Below are 19,218 nucleotides of genomic sequence, written 5' to 3' on the forward strand. Positions count from 1 at the left end.
AAACACATGCTCGGCCTGGCCGACTACAGCGCGGCTGAGATTCAGACGATCCTCGACACGTCGCTGCAAATGCGCGACATTCTCAATCGTCCGGTCAAGAAAGTTCCCACCTTACGCGGTGTGACCGTGGTGAATCTCTTCTTGGAAAACTCAACACGCACGCGCACGAGTTTTGAATTGGCCGAGAAGCGGCTCTCGGCGGACACGTTGAATTTCTCGGCTTCCGGCAGCGCGTTGTCCAAAGGCGAGACGATGCTGGACACGGCGCTGAATATTGAGGCCATGAAAGTTGATGTGGTGGTCATGCGCCACAAGTCGCCCGGCAGTCCGCACTTCCTCGCGCGCCATCTTGAGTCCATCATCATTAATGCGGGCGACGGCCGCCACGAGCATCCGACGCAGGGTCTGCTTGACATGCTGACACTGCGCGACAAATACGGATCGCTCAAGGGGCTGCGCGTCGCGCTGGTCGGCGATATTTTGCATTCGCGTGTGGCCATGTCCAACATCATCGGCCTGAAAAAAATGGGCGCCGAGGTGATCGTCTGCGGTCCGTCCACGCTGATCCCGCGCGGAATCGAGAGCATGGGCGTCGAGATTACGCATAGCCTTGACGACGCGATTCGGCGCGCGGACGCATTGAATATCCTGCGCATTCAGTTGGAACGCCAGACAGCCGGACTCTTCCCGTCGCTGCGCGAGTATCACAAATACTTCGGTGTAACGCGTGCGCGGTTGGAACAGGCCAGTGCTCCGCTGACGATTCTCCATCCGGGACCGATGAATCGCGGCGTCGAAATCACGTCCGATGTGGCCGACAGCGAGCATTCCGTCATTCTTCAGCAGGTGACCAACGGCGTGGCCGTGCGCATGGCCGTGTTGTATCTATTGGCCGGCGGTCGCGCCGAACCTTCAGCTTAGTCGCGAGAATAACCATGACCAGCAAATACTCACGTTTTGATAAGCCCGCGCGGGCCGAGAACATCTTCTTGCAGGGCGCGCGAGTCGTTGATCCGCGCCACGGTACGGATCAAGTAATGAACCTGCATATTCGCGACGGCGTGCTGCAGCCGACCACGAACGATGCGCCAACCGGGGCCGAGATCATTGACCTGCGCGGTCATTGGATCACGCCGGGCTGGTTCGATCTGCATGTGCATCTCCGTGAACCGGGCAAAGAAGTCGCAGAGACGATCGCCACCGGGTGTATGGCCGCCATGAACGGCGGTTTTACCGGAATCGCCTGCATGCCGAATACGAATCCGCCGCTTGACAACGCTGCATCAGTGAATTGGGTCCGCGACCAAGCCCGTCCCTTTCCCGTGGACGTGCACATCATTGCCGCCGTCACGCGCGGCCGGGCGGGCAAGGAGCTCGTGGACATGACCGAAATCGTCGAAGCTGGCGTGCGGGCCTTCAGCGACGACGGATCGCCCGTCAAGAGCAGCGCCGTGCTCGCCAACGCCGTGCAGTACGCCAACATGCTTGGCGCACGCATCTTCGAGCATGCCGAAGACACCTATCTTGCCGAAGGCGGCTCAATGAACGAGAGCGAGTGGTCCACGCGCCTGGGAATCAGCGGCATGCCGACGATCGCCGAAGCGATTGACGTGGCGCGCTGCGTGTTGATTTCCGAGTTCACGGGTGGCGCAATTCACATCTGCCATGTATCGGCGCGTGAATCGGTCGAGCTGATTCGCGAGGCTAAGCGCAAGGGCATCAAGATCACCGGTGAAGTCTGTCCGCACCACTTGTTGCTGACCGATGAAGCGTGCAAGACATTTGATACGAACTTCAAGATGAACCCGCCGTTGCGCGGCGAAGCCGATCGGCAGGCCTGCTGGGACGCGTTCCTAGACGGCACCTTAGAAGTCTATTGCACCGACCACGCCCCGCACTCATGGGAAGACAAGACGCAGGAGTTTGACGTCGCACCGTTCGGGATTGTTGGCCTTGAAACGTCGCTCAGCCTGGCCCTCACGCATTTCCTGTCGAAGGGCATGAGCCTGCCAACGCTTTTGGACCGCGCCGTTTACTCGCCGCGCGAAATTCTTTCGCAGCCGCAGCCCCGCGTCGCGGTCGGTGAGCCGGCCAACTTGACGATCATTGACCCCGCGCACCGCTGGACCGTCAAACCTGACGAGTTTAAGTCATTGTCCCACAATACTCCCTATGGCGGGTGGGAACTGACCGGGCGTGCGCGCGGCGTCGTCCATCGCGGCATGGCCCTGATTCAGACGTTCTAACCGAACCGGAACAATCACCCGGAACGATGCGTTTCAGGATAGTACGAGGGTGATACTTTTGTTCAAATTTGCAGGAGATGGAATGAACCTGGCTTTGGTATTATTTTTGGTGTTAGGCGCGGTGCTGTCCAGCGGCTGCGGGGCCAAAGTCGCCGAGGGAACGATTGTCACCGTCCTGTATTCATCGGAAACGCGGGGCAAGATTGAGGGCTGTGGCTGCAAGAAGAACGGCGGCGGCATTACTAAGCGAGCCGCCAAAGTCCGCGAAGCCCGCACGGCGGATGCATCAGTCGTCTATTGCGACGCCGGGAATTTCCTGACCGGGACGCCCGAAGTGGACAACACTCATGGCGAATTGTCGGTAGCGGCGCATAATCACATGGGCACAAACGTCGTCAACATCAGCGAACGTGAATTGGCTCTGGGCATGGACGCGTTCACCGCAGCGCGCAAGACGGCAGATTTCAAGTTTGTTTCCTCCAATGTCCGCTCGAGCGGCAGCCTGGTAGCGGATGAGTACACGATTGAGAACGTCAAGGGCGCCCGCGTTGCTTATGTCGGCTTGTGTGGATCAAAGGAGACCATGCGAATTGACTCGACCAAGCTCCCTGCAGGCGTGACCGTGGATGACCCGCTGACGACGGCTCGTCGTGTCCTGCCGGACTTGCATGACAAAGCCGACCTGATTCTTGTGCTGTCCACCTGCGGGGATCAAACGGACAGTATTATCGCCAAGGAGTTTCCTTTCGTGAACGCGGTTATTGGTGGACGCAGCTTCCGCGCCAACGAAGACGCACCGTGGTTGATTGGTGAAACGCGCGTCGTCCGCGCCCAGCGCGACGGCCGCACGCTTGGCCGGTTGGATTTCGTTTTCGGGAAGGATGCTGTGGTGACCAAAGTGGAAGCCAAACGCATCAATATGGAGACAACGGATCCGTCCGACGATGGTATGCTGGCTCTAATTCGCGAGAAGATTCCCGCGTTCGTGGACAATCCGCAGGACGGAGTGCGTATCAAGCCTACCACTGCGGGCGTGACGGGCTGATCGGAATAGCAACGATAAATAGAAGCGGCGGCTCCACTGGAGCCGCCGCTTTTTCTTTGCCGTCAAAGGTCATCGCTTAAGGCAATTTTCCCGCTGCGCGCATGATCACTTCCCACTCGTCTTGCGGCAGTTCACGCGCGTGCTCAATCAGCAGATCAGGAATGCCTTCGACAAAGGAGTATGCACGGCGCGTCGCACGGTCGGTCGAGACCAAAGCGTCACCATGCTCAATCAAAGTTGACTTTGACAGCGGACACACGAGGATCGCGAGGAGTTCGGAGTCAATGCTCGTCATCGGCTCAGGCCACCGTGATGCTCTGGTCCAGATAAACATCCTGAATTGCGTTGAGAAGTTCAACGCCATCCTTAAACGGTTTCTGGAATGCCTTGCGGCCGCTAATCAAACCCATGCCTCCGGCCCGCTTGTTAATCACGGCAGTCTTTACCGCGTCGGCGAGGTCGTTATTCCCGGCGGCGCCGCCTGAGTTGATCAAGCCGCAGCGGCCCATGTAGCAATTCACAACCTGCCAGCGCGTCCAATCAATCGGATGCTCCTTGACCAACTCGCCGTACACACGCTTATGCGTCTTGCCGAAGTTGACGGCGTTGTAGCCGCCGTTATTTTCCGGCATCTTCTGCTTGATGATGTCCGCTTCAATCGTTACGCCGAGGTGATTGGCCTGCCCGGTTAAGTCCGCGGAAAGGTGATAGTCTACTTCCTTTTTGAACGCCGGGTTGCGCGTGTAGCACCACAGGACGGTGAACAGTCCGAGCTTGTGTGCCGCTTCAAACATCTTGCGTACTTCCTGAATCTGGCGGCCACTCTCGTCCGACCCGAAGTAGATCGTCGCTCCGACACCCGCCGCGCCCAGGTCATACGCTTGCTGTACCGTGGCGAATTCGATCTGGTCGAATTTGTTCGGGTAGCTCAGGAATTCGTTGTGATTGAGCTTGACGATGAAAGGAATTTTGTGCGCGTACTTGCGGCTCATGATCCCCAAGACGCCGAGGGTCGAAGCCACGCCGTTGCAGCCGCCTTCAACCGCGAGCCTGATGATGCCTTCGGGATCGAAGAACAGCGGATTCGGCGCAAACGACGCGGCGGCGCTGTGCTCAATACCTTGATCCACCGGGAACAGTGACACATAACCGGTTCCCGCCAGGCGGCCCGTATTATACATACGTTGCAGGCTGTTGATGACCGCCATCGGGCGATCAGATTGCGTCCAAACGCGATCCAGAAAATCCGGGCCCGGTAGATGCAAACTATCCTTCTTGACACCGTCCACGGAATACGTTAAGAGTGATTGGGCTTCGCTGCCCAGCAACTCCTCAATGCGAGTCGCCATAGAGTACCTTTCCCATTATCTTATGAAGTGAATAACTATGGAGCCCCGGCCTGCGACACGGCAGTCGAGCAGGTCAGGACAATGCTGTAAATGCGATAAACTGACAGGTCGTGCAGGTCGTCCCATTCGGCGGCGCCGGCGGGGAGTGGCAGGCTCGCTTCGAGAGTGAACTGCGTATCCTGCCCACCGTCAGGATTGCCATCATTTTCCGGATCGTCACAACTATAGATGTCGTAGAGTCCGGGATAGGTAGCCATCCACGACAGTCGAGTGCCGCCCGTGATAATCGCGACGGTTAGATGATCCGGCGGCGCGCAGCGTGCCGGAGTCAAACGACAGGGCGGGGGATACAGCGCGACCGGGTGCAGCCAGTCAGCGTCGGTGAAGTTGGTCATGGCAATCTTCCCGCCCGCCGTGTCCTCAATCGCGGCCACACCATAGCCCTGCAAGCTGTTGCTGTCAGGCGTGCACCATGCGACTGGCACGAAGCCCGGCCCTGGTTGCGGCCCATCATAGCCGGGATCCAGATCCTCGTAACACTGAACGAAGTCATTCGGTGAGCCTTGGTGGACGACCAACAGATGGTTGGAGAGGTGAGCATAGTCCGCACCGGCGCACGACAAGGACTGATTCGGGCTTTGCTGCGGCAGCACGTGTGGTCCTTGAATGACCGAAGGTTGGAGCGGATTGCTCAAATTGAGCTCGAAGGCCCGCGAGTGCCCGGTGTTGGATGAATCGCGCACAAACACCCACATGTGATTATGCGTCGGGTCGAAGGCCGCGCCCGACCACCGCAAAATCGTAAGTCCAGGCAAAGCCGTCCACGATTGGATCACGCCACCACCACTCGACAGCCTGTACAGGCGGCCTGTACCCGTGAAAAAGTCGGTCGTCGTGCCGCACCAGAACTCGCCTCCGTTACGTGGATCGTAGGCCAGCATGCGGCAGGCCGAGTTCTCCTGAGACTGCCAGGTAATCGGCGGCAGCGAGTCGCATGTTTGCGCGTCGTACCGCAGAATATACTGCGTGTTGCTCGTTCCAGGATAATAACTCTGATAGAATACGTTGCCCGCGCCGTCGCCTTCGCCGTCCAGATAACGGTTGCCCAGACCTCCGGGGCCGCGCAGATCAGCGTCGCAGGTTTCGTGATTGCAATCGGCGATACACACGAAATCAAGATCAAAGCTCAGCGGCTGGCCGTCCCAACTCTCCACGACGACAAAATACTCTCCGTTCGTCAGGTCGCTGGCAAACAGGGAATCCCGTCCAAAGGCCACGCATTGCCGCGGGTCGCATGTTTCCAGCAGAAAGAGTGCAACATGATCCAACGTGTCCGTCGTCGCGCGAATGGCCACGTTGCCTTGATTCGGAATCTGCATGCGGAAGATCAGTTCTGCGCCGGGAAAGCTCAAGTCACTGCAACAATACCGGCGGGCTGACCCTGATCCCGGCGCAATCACCAGATTCTCCAGCCGCACGCCCGCTTCGGCGCACGGCACATCCGCGGACATCTCACAGTCCAGCATTTGCGGCTGAGCCTGGCATGTCTGCGCGCTTTGTCCGCCACAGCTTGCGCAAAGACCGGTAAGTCGCACGTCCGCCCAGCCGACATCATCCGTTCGCACAGCAGACAACGCTCCGGCCGCCCCGGTCCATTGCTCACATGGCAACGGTGGATTGGGGTCCACACTTGCCGCAGAAAAGAGAAAGCTCGGTAAAGTCGCACCGCCGGTTACAGAATCAACGACGATGCCCAGCCAGAACGGCTCGCTCAAACAACAGCTCACTGACGAAATATCCGCATGCACATCCAATACTGTCTGGAACGCCGTCCCTCGGCGCACGCTCAAGGGAATCGAGCAGACCGGTTCAGCGGGCGGACAACACACGTCGCCAAACCCGGCGCATGCGAATAAGGCCCTTAGATAAGCCGAATCGCTGGCCGCGCCGAGCGCTTCAAAATATAGTTTGAAATCAAGTCCCTGCGGCTGCAGCGGCAGGAGCAATTCGCCCGGATCGAACCACTGATAGACGATATTGGTGTTCGGATCGAAGTAGGCTTGCAAACCGTAGAAGTTGGTAAGATCGCACACTCCCGCGCACGGCGGCACAATCACGCTATCACCCAAATCGCAAGCATAGTGAATGTCTATCGGAGGGCCGGAATAGTCGCCCCACACCGAAGTCCAATCTTCCAGAGAATCGGCCATTACGAACACTTCGCAGAGTTGAATTTCAGCGTCAACATCATCGCCCAGAAGCGTCACCCAGCTTCCTTGGCGCGTTCCTTGACTAACGATACCAACAAAGGTACCAATTGAATCAGTCAAGGCGCCTTCGAAAACAATGTCAGCGAGGAGTATCTGATCCAGCGAATCCGTGGAATCGGGCGGAAAGACAACCGAGGCGGTGCGGAAATCGCGCAGAAAACCGAGCCTCGTACATGGGTTAATTCCATCGGCTGGGCAGCGAAATTCTATCGTTAAATCCAGCGTGTCCCCCGTGCTGCCATCCGGGCGCTGGAAGCGAACTCGAATACTATCAATGCGAATCGGTTCATCAGGGGCGCACGTACCGCAGGTGCCTCTTAACCAGCAGTGTATCGCCCAGCCCGATGAAAGTCCGTGATACCGTGAATTGCCGCCTTCCAAATCAAAACCATAGTTGTGATTGCAAGGCGTCTCGTCGAGCGTGTTCCATTCGGTTCGTTCGCCTATATTCTGAGCATCAATCACGATAGGAATAACCGAAGGCAGCGGTACTCGTGCGGAAGGAGTCTCTAGCGTAATGTTGCGAGGAGACTCGATCGTGGCCGCAAATGCCAGCGTGACTGAAAACAACAAGACGAGCAGCTTCTTCACATCGTGCCTCCCGCCTTTGTACGATCCGCATGAAACATCGGGTCGAGTAATCTCGTCACCGGTTTACCGGCCAGCAGATGCCGTTCAAATATCTCGTCGCAGTCCTCCGCGTTCACAAACGAATACCACACTGCATCGGGATAAACGACCACCGATGCACCCCTGGCGCAATTCGCTAAGCAACCCGAGCTATTGATCCGGATCTTGGAGTTCAGGCCTGCCGCTTTGACCTTGTCACGTAAAAGCTGTAGTATATCGGCGCCACCTTTTGAGGCGCAACAGCCCTTCGGGTCGTCCTCGGGACGCCGGTTCTCGCAGACAAAGACATGATAGATGTAGCGGGACATAGTGAAGAGGCTTTTGATCCTGAAAGATACAATAACTTGGCGGAATTTCAAACGTTTAGCCCCCGCGGCGGCGATTCCAAAGGGAACGGTCCGGGTCGGCAATGCGTTATGATATAGACATTTATGGACATGCTTGTCACGATGAACCTGCCTTTAATTCAATTGGAGCAACTATCATGCGCACACGAATCCTCCTCGGCCTTCTATTGACCTGCACCCTTGCCTCCGCATCCCTTGCCAAGAACCGGGACAATTTCGGAATCGGCCCCTACATCGGCGAGCCCACCGGTCTCAACGCCCAGTTCTTCTGGGACAAGTCCTCCGCGCTCGACATCGGTGCGGCTTGGTCTTGGGACGAGTGGTTCCTTCTGTCCGCCGATTTTCAAATGTATGATTACATTATGGATATGCCGCGCGAGTGGAAATGGTACTACGGCGGCGGCGCCTATATGACCTTCGCCAACGACGAACACGATGACAACACGATCGGCGTGCGCGTGCCCCTTGGTCTGAAATACCATTTCCCCTATTCCATTGTAGATGTTTCGGCGGAATTCGCGCCCGGTGTCGAGCTGGCTCCCAAGACAAGGCTGTCCCTTCAGGGCGGCGTCGGCGTCACTTTCTGGCTCTGGTAAATTTGCCTTAGCGGGGAATATTCTCTAAATTCTGGTTTGCATGAAACACGAGGCAAACGCATGACACCGCTGGAAAAATTGCTGGCTGCCCGCCGCCGCTGGGAGGCCGACTTCTCGGGCAAAGGTGGACCGGGTAACGGCCGGAAGTTCGTGACGACTTCGAGCATGGAGATACCTCCTCTGTCATGGACGGAGGATCCGTCACAGGCTGAGCAGTACATGTCCAAGCTCGGTTTTCCGGGTCAGTATCCCTATACTCGCGGCGTCCATGCCAGCATGTACCGTGGTAAGTGGTGGACCATGCGCCAATTTAGCGGATTTGCCACTCCAGAAGAGACCAACCAGCGTTACCGCTACATTCTCGAACAGGGCGGCGACGGCCTATCGGTGGCTTTTGATCTGCCGACCTTAATGGGTCGGGACCCGGACTCGGAGTGGTCGCTCGGTGAGGTTGGAAAGTGCGGTGTTTCGGTGGCTTCGCTGGAAGATGCGGAGATTCTGTTTAAGGACATCCCGTTAGGCCAGATCACGACATCCATGACGATCAACGCCCCGGCCGCGATCATCTGGGCCTTTTATATCGCGGCCGCCGAGAAGCAGGGCTGGAAACGGTCGGAGCTGGGCGGAACGCTGCAGAACGATATTCTGAAAGAGTATATCGCTCAGAAGGAATTCATCTACCCGCCAAAGCCATCGTTGAAACTGGTGGTGGATACCATTGAATTCGCGACGCGCGAAATGCCGAAATTCAACCCGGTCTCGATTTCCGGCTACCACATCCGCGAGGCTGGTTCGACGGCCATCCAGGAATTGGCGTTTACGTTGGCGGACGGATTTACGTATGTTGAAGCCGCGTTGGAGCGCGGGCTCGCGGTGGACGAGTTCGCCCCGCGGCTGTCGCACTTTTTCAACTCCCATCTGGACTTCTTCGAAGAGATTGGGAAATTTCGCGCCGCCCGCCGAATTTGGGCCCAGCGGATGAAGGAAAAGTACGGTGCACAGAACGAACGTTCGCTCCTTTGCCGTTTCCATACTCAAACTGCGGGTTGCAGTTTGCAAGCGCAACAACCGGAAGTTAACCTGATTCGTACCGCCACCGAGGCCCTGGCGGCCGTGTTGGGCGGCACTCAGAGCCTGCACACGAACTCCATGGACGAGACGCTCGCGCTTCCGAGCGAAAAGGCCGTGACCTTAGCCATGCGGACGCAGCAGGTTCTCAAGCACGAGGTCCTCGCCGGTGCGCCGATAGACCCGTTAGGCGGCAGCTACTTCGTGGAGTGGATGACCGACAAAATGGAAGACGGTGCCAACCAGTATTTTGATCGCATTGACGCCATGGGCGGTGTCGTTGCGGCCATCGAAGGTGGCTTTTTCCAGCGGGAATTGGCCCGGGCCGCGCAAGTCTATCAATCAGAATTCGACAAAGGCGAACGCGTCCTCGTCGGGGTCAACCGCTATGTGCATGCCGACGAGCAGATTGATATTCCGATCCTTGATATTTCGGAGGAACAGTGTCGCACGCAGCAGGTAAACAAGCTGAATGCCCTCCGCCGCCGGCGGGATGGCCGGGCGGTGCAAGAGTGCCTCGACAATATCAAACTCGCGGCCGACAAGGACCTGAACCTGATGCCGCACCTGATCGCGGGTGCGCATGCCTATTGCACCCTGGGCGAAATGGTGGACACGCTGAAAGAAGTTTATTCCGAGTACGAAGAGCCCGTAGCATTCTGATCCACGGGCAAAACGCGGTTCTTATGGGGCAGGCTGGCACAGCCTGCCCTATCTTTTTGCGCTGGAACTGAGTTTGCAGGTTCCCTTGAAAAAGGTACCTCATTCGTGCTTCGAATTGTCTTATCAACCGCTATAGCGTGCTGTCTTGTCATCACAAGCTGCATACCGCCAGGCAAGTCGGCCCTGCGAATCGCGATCGCGCATTCGCCGGGCTCGTCCGTGCTGTATCTGGCGCAGGAGCTTGGCATGTTTGAGAAGTACGGTGTGGACGTCGAACTGGCAGAACTGAATACATGCTGCGAATCGTGGGAGTGTTTTGACGAAGGGAATTGCGATGCAGCGGTCGTGTCATTCGAGGAGTTTATGTCCCGGCACAGTCCGACCGATGGTTCCGGGGTATTGATGCTCTTAGCGGTTCCCGACACCTCCAATAGCGCTGCCCGAGACAGTTGCCCAAAAGCCGCGAACTGCTCCGGCGAGGAGATTCTGATCGGGAATCGTTCAAAACTGATGCTGCGTCGCGACGAATGGCAGCGGGTTCTATTGGCGTATGAACACGCCCGGCTCTTAGCTGTCTCCGACATGTCGAGCTGTGTTGAGATTGTCGCTGAGCGGGAACATAGCGCCCCGCAAGACGTCATCAGTAACATCGCAGCGTGGTCTCTCTTCAGCATCATGGCACAGGATTCCCTCCTGAGCCGGGACGGTCCCTATTCGCACATGAATGCCCATTGGCAGGGCCGGCTCTTCTTGACTTCAGCAGTCTCCACTCGTCTGGCCGCGGACTTAATGCCGAATGCCGGATCTCCAGGAGACCATGCTCGGTGATTAGGCGTGTCTTTCACCAAATCGAACGCTCATTGGCGCTCAAGCTCGGTTTCCCAATTGTCGTCGCCGGATTCATCCTAGCGCTTACGGGTGCCCTTGGCGTGCGTCAGCTCTTTCAAAGACAGTTGAATGACCAGTTGTTGTCGCGTGCGGACGTGATCATTGCCTCGCTGCGTGCCGGTACGCGCGCCGTGGACGATGCCGGACTCGTGAATTTCGTGAACCTCCTAAGTTCACAGCGCGAAGTCAGCCGCATTGTTGTTGTGGATCACGACACTGAGACCATCATCGCATGCAACCGCAACGCCTTGATTCGCAAGACACTGGCGCAAGCTGGACAAAGCGACGAGACGCTTGAGCATCTCGCGGCCATGGTCCGAGCCGGGATTGCCTACGATATGCGCTTCTATAGCGATGGGCGATTCGGCATGGTCAAACGAGTAGGCCTCGCTTCCGAATTGCGCGAGCGGCCGGACTATGTGCTCGTCGTGCTCAATACGATGTCAGCGCGGCAGGCGGTCTTCGAAGACACTGCGCGCATGCTGCTCTTCCTGCTGGGCACGCTGATCGTGCTGGTCGTCACGGCCTATTCGTTGGTGAACCTGCACATCCTGAAACCTGTTTCGGCGATTCGCTCGGCAATGAATCAGCGCGCCGCCGGACAGCAGAACGTCATCTCAACCGTACAGTCTTCGGATGAGATCGGCGAGCTGTCCGTCTCGCTCAACCACATGCTCAGGGCGCTTGAGGAAAGCGAAGGCCGCAACCGCACGATTATCGAGGCCGCTCCGATCGCAATTTGTGTTGTGGATGAATGGTCTGGCGGGCTTCTTTACACGAATCGGAATTTTCAGGACTACTTTGGCCTGACGGACGCCGATCCGAATTGCGGGGTAATTTGGGACCTGCTGATTGAAGCCGGAGACCGCTACCTGCTCGAGCGAGCGGTGCGAACTGCAAACGCAATCGAGGCCTGGGAGGTTGGCGTTCGGCGGCGCGGCAGGGTCAATCAATGGTCGAGTTTGACCACCCGCGAAATTCTCTGGCAGGCCCATCCTGCCGTCCTATGCGGCTTCGTGGATATCACCGAACAGCGGGATCACAAAGAGCAAATCGAGAAGTCGCATCAAGAACTTGAGCATATCAACAGCCAGCTCGAACAAGCGATAGTCCGCGCTAACCAGCTTGCCAAAGAGGCTGAGGCCGCCAGCGTTGCCAAGAGCAACTTCCTGGCGAATATGTCGCACGAGATTCGTACTCCGATGAATGGAATCGTCGGTTTTACACGGCTGCTCTCCGAGCACCCGCTGTCCGCTGAACAACGCGAGTACGCCCGCGCCGCACAGGACTGCGCAGACTCCCTGCTGACGTTGATCAATGACATTCTCGATTTGTCCAAGATCGAGGCGAAGCAGATGAAGCTCGAACAGGTGGACGTGAGCATCCGTGATCTGGTGGAAAGCGTTGTCATGCTTTTCTCATTGCAAGCGTCGGCGAAGGGTCTCGAAATCGGATACTACGTTGAGCCTGACGTTCCTGAACTTATCAAGGGCGATCCTACGCGCTTGCGGCAAGTGCTTTCAAATTTAATCGGCAATGCGCTCAAGTTCACGCAAGAGGGTTACATCTTCGTGCACGTAAGCGCGACCGTAATAAACGAGCAGGTCAATCTTTCGTGCGAGGTGTGCGACACGGGCATCGGTATCGAAGCGGACCGGTTGGAGTTGATTTTCGAGAATTTCACACAAGCTGACGCCTCGATATCGCGGCAGTTCGGCGGCACAGGTCTCGGACTGTCGATCAGCAGCAGTTTGGCCAAGATCATGGGCGGCGACATTACTGTCACAAGCCGCGTGGGCGAGGGCAGCATATTCACCTTGGCGACGGTTCACGAAATGCGCGTCGAAGCGTTGCCCGTGCCCCCGCAACCGTCCGACACAAAGTGGGTTATCCTCGAACCTCGTCCGTGGTTTGCGCGCTACGACCGGCTTCTGGTAGGTGCGGAGGTTCCGGTCGTAAGTGACTGGCAGCGGGCCTTCGATGCGCTCGTTGAGACAGGGCAGCATGGCGGGCTGTTGATCGGCAGCGGCGTAGCGGACGAGGACCTGCGGCAGTTGACGGATGCGGTTTCCCGGCACCCGGTCGCGCGGCGGGCGCGCGTCGTTATTCTCGCGTCTCATGGTCGCCGCGCGCAACTCGCCACTGAAGGGAATTCGCTTCTATCATCGGCCATCGAAGTGCCTAACCGCCTCTCTATATTGCGCGACGCCATGCGATTCCCGTTGACGCCTACGGCACCTGACTCAATGCCTTCCGACGCAGGGGTAGCGACGTCTGCAGCCATTGCCGACGCACTGCATCTGCGCGTGCTGGTGGCCGAAGATAATCCCGTGAATCAGAAACTTGCTCAGCGGATCCTCGAACGAATGGGTTGCGAGGTCGTGATCGCCAACAACGGCGCCGAGGCGGTGCGGCGGCATACGGAGGCCATTTTTGACGTGATTCTCATGGATATCCAAATGCCCATTCTTGACGGACTAACCGCTTCCAAGGCGATCCGCGCTCAGGCCGTCCGTCCCGGAATCCCGATCATTGCTCTGACGGCCAATGCACTGCCCGGCGACCGTGAGTCCTGCTATTCTGCTGGGATGACGGGATACCTTACCAAACCTTTCAGACCAGAAGAGATTCGCGCCGCGCTTCAGTCCGCGCTGCCAGCGCCTACGACCGCATAGCGGAGCATTTGCAGGAACGCCGGGCAACCCTTGCTATTTCGGGTGCAATTGCTTACGATTGAGAAGGAAGCCAAACTTACGAATGCACGTGAAAAACCTAAATATATTCAGTTGGATAGCGCTCGCCGTTCTCGCCACTGTGGCGTCTGATGCGACGGCCGGACTCTATTCGATTAAGCCTCGCCCGCAGCAGATGGGTACTGTTGCCGTATCGCCACTGCTGGTGGACGGCGCCCTGTACCTGGTCATGCCCGACAATCCGACTCCGTCCGAGGCCAATGTGCGGGATGAGTTCGTCGCGCAGCTTACCATGGTCATGGGTTTGCCACCGGTGGTCGTGGCAGCATCGAATTGGAGCGGGGAAGAGGTCTCCTTGTGGATTGGCACCGCGGACCGCTTTCAACGTCTCACAGATTCGCTGTCCGCGTCACAATTGCCGGGGCTGGGTGTGCTCACTCATCAGGAAGAGTACCAGCTTCTTGTGGGCAGCAACGTCATCTACTTGGCAGGCTTTGACCAGCTTGGACTGCAATGGGGCTTGCTGAGCCTGTTGGAGTTGATCGCCGAGGTGAACGGCGTCTTCACGTTCGAGCGCGTCTACATACGCGATTGGCCGGATTTTCCTAAGCGTATTTGCACAATCAACTCGTCCGTCCGAATTCAAGATCAATACGACTACGCGGACTCGCTGGCCGATATGGCCTACGCGTACAAGATGGACGAAATCGAGTGGAATGACCCCGACGGCGGCAATCCTGTCCGCAGCAATTTCGCGATGACGGCGTCGTTAGCACTACGAGCGAAGTTCATTCGCCGGGCGCAGTTCCTGACCATGGGCGTGGATCGCACGGCGCTACGTGTGCAGGACTTGAGCTGGCAGGAGGGCGTGCCCATATTGAATGAGGCGATGACCGTTGGCAGCAGCGGTTTCACGACGAACGCCTATAACTCCAGCGTCCCGAACGGTGGATTCGAGACCTGGGCGGCCAACGTTCCGACGGGGTGGGCCATGCATCCGCCAGAAAGCTATTCCACGATTTCACGTGACAACGTCAACCGCCATTCCGGTGTCGCCTCCGTGAAGTGGGCAAATCTGGACGCCGGTTATGATTGGGATCGCACGATTCACAACCGCATGTTCTTTGGTGACCACCGGCTGTTCAAGTTGAAGTTCTGGGTCAAAACGCAGAACTTTACCGGCAGGCTGCGCTTCCTCGTGCTTGGCGACGAGCCGGTGAACAACCATTTTGAGAATCAACGTATTTCGCTGACCGGCACCGCGAGTTGGACTCTGATCGAACGTGAGTTTTCGACATTCAATCTCGATACAGCGTCCCTCTGGCTCGGGCCGGATGTGGGCTGCTCCGGGAATCTTTGGATAGACGACGTATCCATCGAGCCGCGTGGACTGGTCAACATGGTGCGCCGTGCCGACACGCCGTTGCAGGTGTACAAGCAGCCCGGCAACGTGCTGATGAATGAAGGTCTGGACTACACCGTGACGGATCAGGTTAGCCCTCCGTATCCGGGCTACATCCGGACGCCGCTGCTGCAGCGTGTGAGTGGTGGTCAGCTTCCAGTGGGAAGCGCGGTGACGGTGAACTACTATACGGCCATCATCTATCAGACGGGCCGCGAGACCGTCTGCTTCAGCCTGCTCGAGCCGATTGAGTATTACCAATCACAGATTCGCAATCTCGATTCAGCGCTTGCGCCTGACGGCTTTAAGATTCACATCAACGAAGTCAGTCTGGCGAACTATGATCCGTTATGCAACAGCCGCGGCATGAGTCCCGGGCAGTTGTGCGGCTGGCACTGCGATCAGCTCTACGACGTGATTCAATCTCGGCGGCCCGGGGCACCGGTGCGCATTTACGGCGACGCCTTCGACATCTGGGTGGACGACAATCGCTGTCATCCTATTACAACTTCACCCTGGACAGTCGGCTCACTCCAGCAGCTCGCGCCGCAAATGGAGATGATGGCGATGAGCGACTATAGTCGCAACCTTGATTCGACCTTCGCATTCTTCAACGCCAATGGTCACAATGCCGTGATGGCCTATTACGGCAGCGCAAATTTCGCTGATGCGATTGAGGGCGCGATTGCCGCACGTCACTCGCCAAATTGTCAGGGCTTCCAATTCTACGACTGGGACATCACGGTCTTCGACAAACTGCTCGACTTCTCAGCACTCGGCTGGAACTTTGGCCCCTTCTTTGTCCATGACCCGTTGAATTTCACGGCCCGGCCCGATAGCATGCGTCTGCAAGTCGAGTGTTGGGCAGATTCGTTCCGCATTAGCCAGGCGACCTCGATCACCGCGCGTTCCCTGTCGTACCGCTATCTCCCGGGGGGCGCGTGGACGACGATCACGCCCGCAGCGATTGGTTTGAACCGCTACCGCTCCGCGTTGGCGATCCCGGCGAACGCCACCAGCATTGAGTACTACTTCAGCGCCACCGACCACCGCGGTCAGGTCGGTAAGCTGCCGCCCGATGCCCCGGCTCGCGTCTTCAGCGTCGCCCTGCCTCCGGCAGCGGGCAATGATGGTGTTTCGCCCGGTCAATATGACGGCGCCATTGTGCCTCGCGTGGACGGACAGGTGATTGAATGGGACCGCCTAAAAGGTGCGCAGGGCTACGAGGTTCACTGGAGCCCGACGGGTGATCTGGCCCGGCGCCGCCAGACAATAGTTGGAACTGTGCCCGGCGACCAGTGCCAATTCGTCTTCGACCCTCGGTTGTACCAGACCATGGATCCATGTTATTTGCTTGTATATCCAATATTTAATCCGGGAAAACCCGCTCGCAAATAGACATTAAGCCGCACCCTCTCCGCCACTCCTTCCCTCCCGAGGTCGCAAGACCATCGACTTGTCGTCTCGGCTTGCATCATCGCTTCCAAGACGCTATCTTTAAGATTCAAAGAAAACTCGATTTAGACACGAAACTCGGGCAAACGAGCCGCATGACGACCGGCCGACTCGGCACATTTCTCGGCAGCTTGCGGGGCCAAATCCTCTTGTTCCTGTGCGGCATCGCGCTGGTCGCACCGTGGGGCAATTTTCCGCTCAACGACGATTGGAGCTATGCCCGTGTCGTGGACGGTCTGGTCAATCGCGGCGTCATAGACGTTGCGCAGGGTTGGGCCTCGATGACTCTCATGAGCGTTGTGGCCTGGGGCACAGTTTTCACGAGAGCCTTCGGCTTTTCTCACGTCGTGCTGCGCCTTTCGACCGTCATGGCCGCGCTCATTTCCATCTGGCTCATGTCGCGGCTATTGACGCAGCGTGGCGGAACGCGCGACGAGGTGAATACGGCGACGGCGCTCATGCTCGCCAATCCGGTGTTCTTCTGCCTGAGTCTGACGTTCATGACCGATGTGCCCTTTCTCATGTTCGCGCTGCTTGCGACGCTGCTCTGTGTGAACGCGCTGGTGTCGGATCGGGCGGCGGATTATGTGCTGTTCCTTGTCGCGCTGCTGGTTGCCATGATGGCGCGGCAGTTTGCCGTCTTGATCGCGGCAGCATTCGGCGCGGCTTACATCTTCACGCGCAGCTTCACGGTGCGAAATCTGCTCCGGGCCGGTCTGCCCTTTCTACTCTGCGTGGCGCTCTATGCCCTGCATCAACAGGTGCTTTTTCCGGTCTTTGGATTCCCCAATCTGCGCAGCGTCTATGTGGATCAAGCCGCCGGTCGCTTTTCCGACCCGATACATCTGATTGTCCTGTACTTTGCCCGCAGTGCCGTCGGCCTTCTGCTAACGTTGGGGCTGTACCTCTCTCCGTTTTTGATCCTGCGGGTGCGATCGTTTCGTGACGTCGTAGGTTTTACGCGAACGGGTCAGGCAATAACCTTGGCATGGATGGGACTCGTTGTCGCAGTGCTTGTCCAAGGACAGCGCCTGATGCCGCTTGTGCGCAACGTCGTCTATGATTTCGGAGTAGGACCGCCGCGCCTGATGGACGTTCTGCCGGGTGGAACACAAGTGTACGCGGATGCTCCGGCGCTGATGTGGGTGGTCGTCACCCTGTTTTCCTGCGTGGCAAGCTGTGTTTTGCTGCATCAGATCATCGGCGCGGTCGTCACGGTCTATCGCAACTGGCGGCAGCGTGCGGACGCCGCGCCGATTCAGTTATTCGCCCTGTTCTACTGCGCCGCCTATCTGGTCGTGATTGTCGTCGTGAGCTTCTTCGACCGTTTCTTAATCGCGCTGATGCCGATCCTTCTGCTGCTGCTGATCTCGACCGGCGCTCCGTCGGTTCAATCAAGTCGTTGGCAAATCGGCGGCGCAGTCGCCCTTGCGGTCGTGCTCTTCGTGTTCTCGGTGGCGGGCACACACGATTACCACGCCTGGAACCGGGCGCGCTGGACGGCGCTCGACCGCCTGAGCGAGAGTATGCAGATTTCACCGATGCAAATTGACGGTGGCATCGAATTCAATGGTACGCATACCTATGCCACTGACTATCAGCGCAGCCCGGACAAGAGTTGGTGGTGGGTTATAGACGACCGCTACGCTGTGACCTTCGGACCGGTTGACGGCTACGACGTCATCGGCGAAGAGCCGTTTCGGACGTGGCTGCCTTGGTGCAATAGCAGTTCAATCAAAATGGTTGCAAAGAGAAATTAAGCAAGATGAGTAAAAAGCAATACAAACGCGTCGTCAAGACCTGGGACGACTTCTGGGCCGAGTTCTGGCGCATCCGTCTCGTCGGCAGTGACGAAGCCTCTGATTTGAAGAGTCAGCAGGTTGTCGAATTCTGCTGGAAAGTTCTGGGCATCAAGCGCGGCCAGCGCGTGCTCGATCTCGGCTGCGGCGGCGGCTATCAGGCGCGGTATCTCGCCGAACGCGGCGCCAAAGTGCATGGTATTGACATCACGCCTGTTTTGATTCGTCATGCGGCGAAGCACATGAAGAAGCATGACCAGCCCGGAACGTTTGAAGTCGGCGATATGCGGACATTCTCCGTAACGGAACCATTTGATCACGTCGTTGTGCTTGGTATGAGTTTCGGTTTCGGCACGGACGCCGAAAACGCCGAAACGCTGCGTCGCATCTACGCCGCCCTCAAGCCCGGCGGCAAGCTGCTGTTGACCGGCCAGCACCCCTATGCGCTGTCCAACCACCTCGGACCCGAATGGCTCGAATGCGATGAAGGTTTGCTCCTTCACCGTGCGGAGTTTGATCCCGAGACCAGCCGTCTCGGCGGATCATGGGAACTCGCGACTCCGGAAGGCGAGATTATCATGGAAGGCGAGAATCCCGAGAAGGACGGCGTGCGGTGCTACACGGTGCCTGAATTGAACACCCTCCTGACGACAACGGGTTTCAAAGAGATCGAATCCTACGGTGCATGGTATTTGCCGCCGCAGCCGATGCATTGGTTCTCTATGGAACTGATCATGTCGGCCCGCAAACCGAAATAACGGTCGCCG

The 19,218-nt window shown here is 57.7% G+C and carries 14 protein-coding genes; 10 read left to right on the plus strand and 4 right to left on the minus strand.

What is annotated here, in order from left to right; translation table 11 throughout:
- Positions 1-6: 6 nt before the first annotated feature.
- The 3 genes from IPH10_07770 (at position 7) to IPH10_07780 (ending at position 3,291) form a co-directional block, all read left to right on the plus strand.
- Positions 7-921: an aspartate carbamoyltransferase catalytic subunit gene (locus tag IPH10_07770; GenBank protein ID MBK6910814.1), complete on the plus strand. Its 915-nt coding sequence runs from the start codon at positions 7-9 to the stop codon at positions 919-921.
- A 14-nt stretch (positions 922-935) separates the two neighbouring features.
- Positions 936-2,246: a dihydroorotase gene (locus IPH10_07775; GenBank protein ID MBK6910815.1), complete on the plus strand. Its 1,311-nt coding sequence runs from the start codon at positions 936-938 to the stop codon at positions 2,244-2,246.
- 82 nt (positions 2,247-2,328) lie between these two features.
- Positions 2,329-3,291, plus strand: a complete 963-nt coding sequence (locus tag IPH10_07780; GenBank protein ID MBK6910816.1) for a bifunctional metallophosphatase/5'-nucleotidase — start codon at positions 2,329-2,331, stop codon at positions 3,289-3,291.
- A 76-nt stretch (positions 3,292-3,367) separates the two neighbouring features.
- On the opposite strand, the gene IPH10_07785 is transcribed toward IPH10_07780, so the two are convergent.
- From IPH10_07785 to IPH10_07800, 4 genes are read right to left on the minus strand one after another with little or no spacing between them, the layout of a single operon-like run.
- The gene (locus IPH10_07785; protein ID MBK6910817.1) at positions 3,368-3,586 is read right to left on the minus strand and encodes a hypothetical protein; all 219 of its coding nucleotides are present in this window, start codon (positions 3,584-3,586) and stop codon (positions 3,368-3,370) included.
- A gap of 4 nt (positions 3,587-3,590) precedes the next feature.
- Positions 3,591-4,640 carry a class I fructose-bisphosphate aldolase gene (locus tag IPH10_07790; GenBank protein ID MBK6910818.1) on the minus strand — a complete coding sequence of 350 codons (1,050 nt, stop codon included), beginning with the start codon at positions 4,638-4,640 and terminating at the stop codon, positions 3,591-3,593.
- A 35-nt stretch (positions 4,641-4,675) separates the two neighbouring features.
- The gene (locus IPH10_07795) at positions 4,676-7,501 is read right to left on the minus strand and encodes a hypothetical protein (protein ID MBK6910819.1); all 2,826 of its coding nucleotides are present in this window, start codon (positions 7,499-7,501) and stop codon (positions 4,676-4,678) included.
- Positions 7,498-7,848, minus strand: a complete 351-nt coding sequence (locus IPH10_07800; protein MBK6910820.1) for a (2Fe-2S) ferredoxin domain-containing protein — start codon at positions 7,846-7,848, stop codon at positions 7,498-7,500. Before IPH10_07800 ends, IPH10_07795 begins: the two co-directional genes overlap by 4 nt.
- 176 nt (positions 7,849-8,024) lie before the next feature.
- Here IPH10_07800 and IPH10_07805 point away from each other — a divergent pair, with 176 nt between their 5' ends.
- The 7 genes from IPH10_07805 to IPH10_07835 all read left to right on the plus strand — a co-directional run bounded on the left by IPH10_07805 (position 8,025) and on the right by IPH10_07835 (position 19,209).
- Positions 8,025-8,483, plus strand: coding sequence for a hypothetical protein (locus tag IPH10_07805; GenBank protein MBK6910821.1), 459 nt, complete (start codon positions 8,025-8,027; stop codon positions 8,481-8,483).
- 60 nt (positions 8,484-8,543) lie between these two features.
- A complete protein-coding gene (locus IPH10_07810) occupies positions 8,544-10,214 on the plus strand; it encodes a methylmalonyl-CoA mutase (protein MBK6910822.1) in 1,671 nt (556 codons plus the stop codon).
- Positions 10,215-10,319: 105 nt separating this feature from the next.
- Complete coding sequence (locus tag IPH10_07815; GenBank protein MBK6910823.1) at positions 10,320-11,042, plus strand: hypothetical protein; 723 nt, start codon at positions 10,320-10,322, stop codon at positions 11,040-11,042.
- Positions 11,039-13,777, plus strand: a complete 2,739-nt coding sequence (locus IPH10_07820) for a response regulator (GenBank protein ID MBK6910824.1) — start codon at positions 11,039-11,041, stop codon at positions 13,775-13,777. The genes IPH10_07815 and IPH10_07820 overlap by 4 nt, the downstream gene beginning before the upstream one ends.
- Positions 13,778-13,865: 88 nt before the next feature.
- Complete coding sequence (locus IPH10_07825; GenBank protein MBK6910825.1) at positions 13,866-16,595, plus strand: hypothetical protein; 2,730 nt, start codon at positions 13,866-13,868, stop codon at positions 16,593-16,595.
- A gap of 152 nt (positions 16,596-16,747) precedes the next feature.
- Positions 16,748-18,412: a glycosyltransferase family 39 protein gene (locus tag IPH10_07830; protein MBK6910826.1), complete on the plus strand. Its 1,665-nt coding sequence runs from the start codon at positions 16,748-16,750 to the stop codon at positions 18,410-18,412.
- Positions 18,413-18,417: 5 nt separating this feature from the next.
- Positions 18,418-19,209, plus strand: coding sequence for a methyltransferase domain-containing protein (locus IPH10_07835; GenBank protein ID MBK6910827.1), 792 nt, complete (start codon positions 18,418-18,420; stop codon positions 19,207-19,209).
- Positions 19,210-19,218: the final 9 nt, after the last annotated feature.

This window comes from bacterium, assembly GCA_016702305.1.
Classification (GTDB): domain Bacteria; phylum Electryoneota; class RPQS01; order RPQS01; family RPQS01; genus JABWCQ01.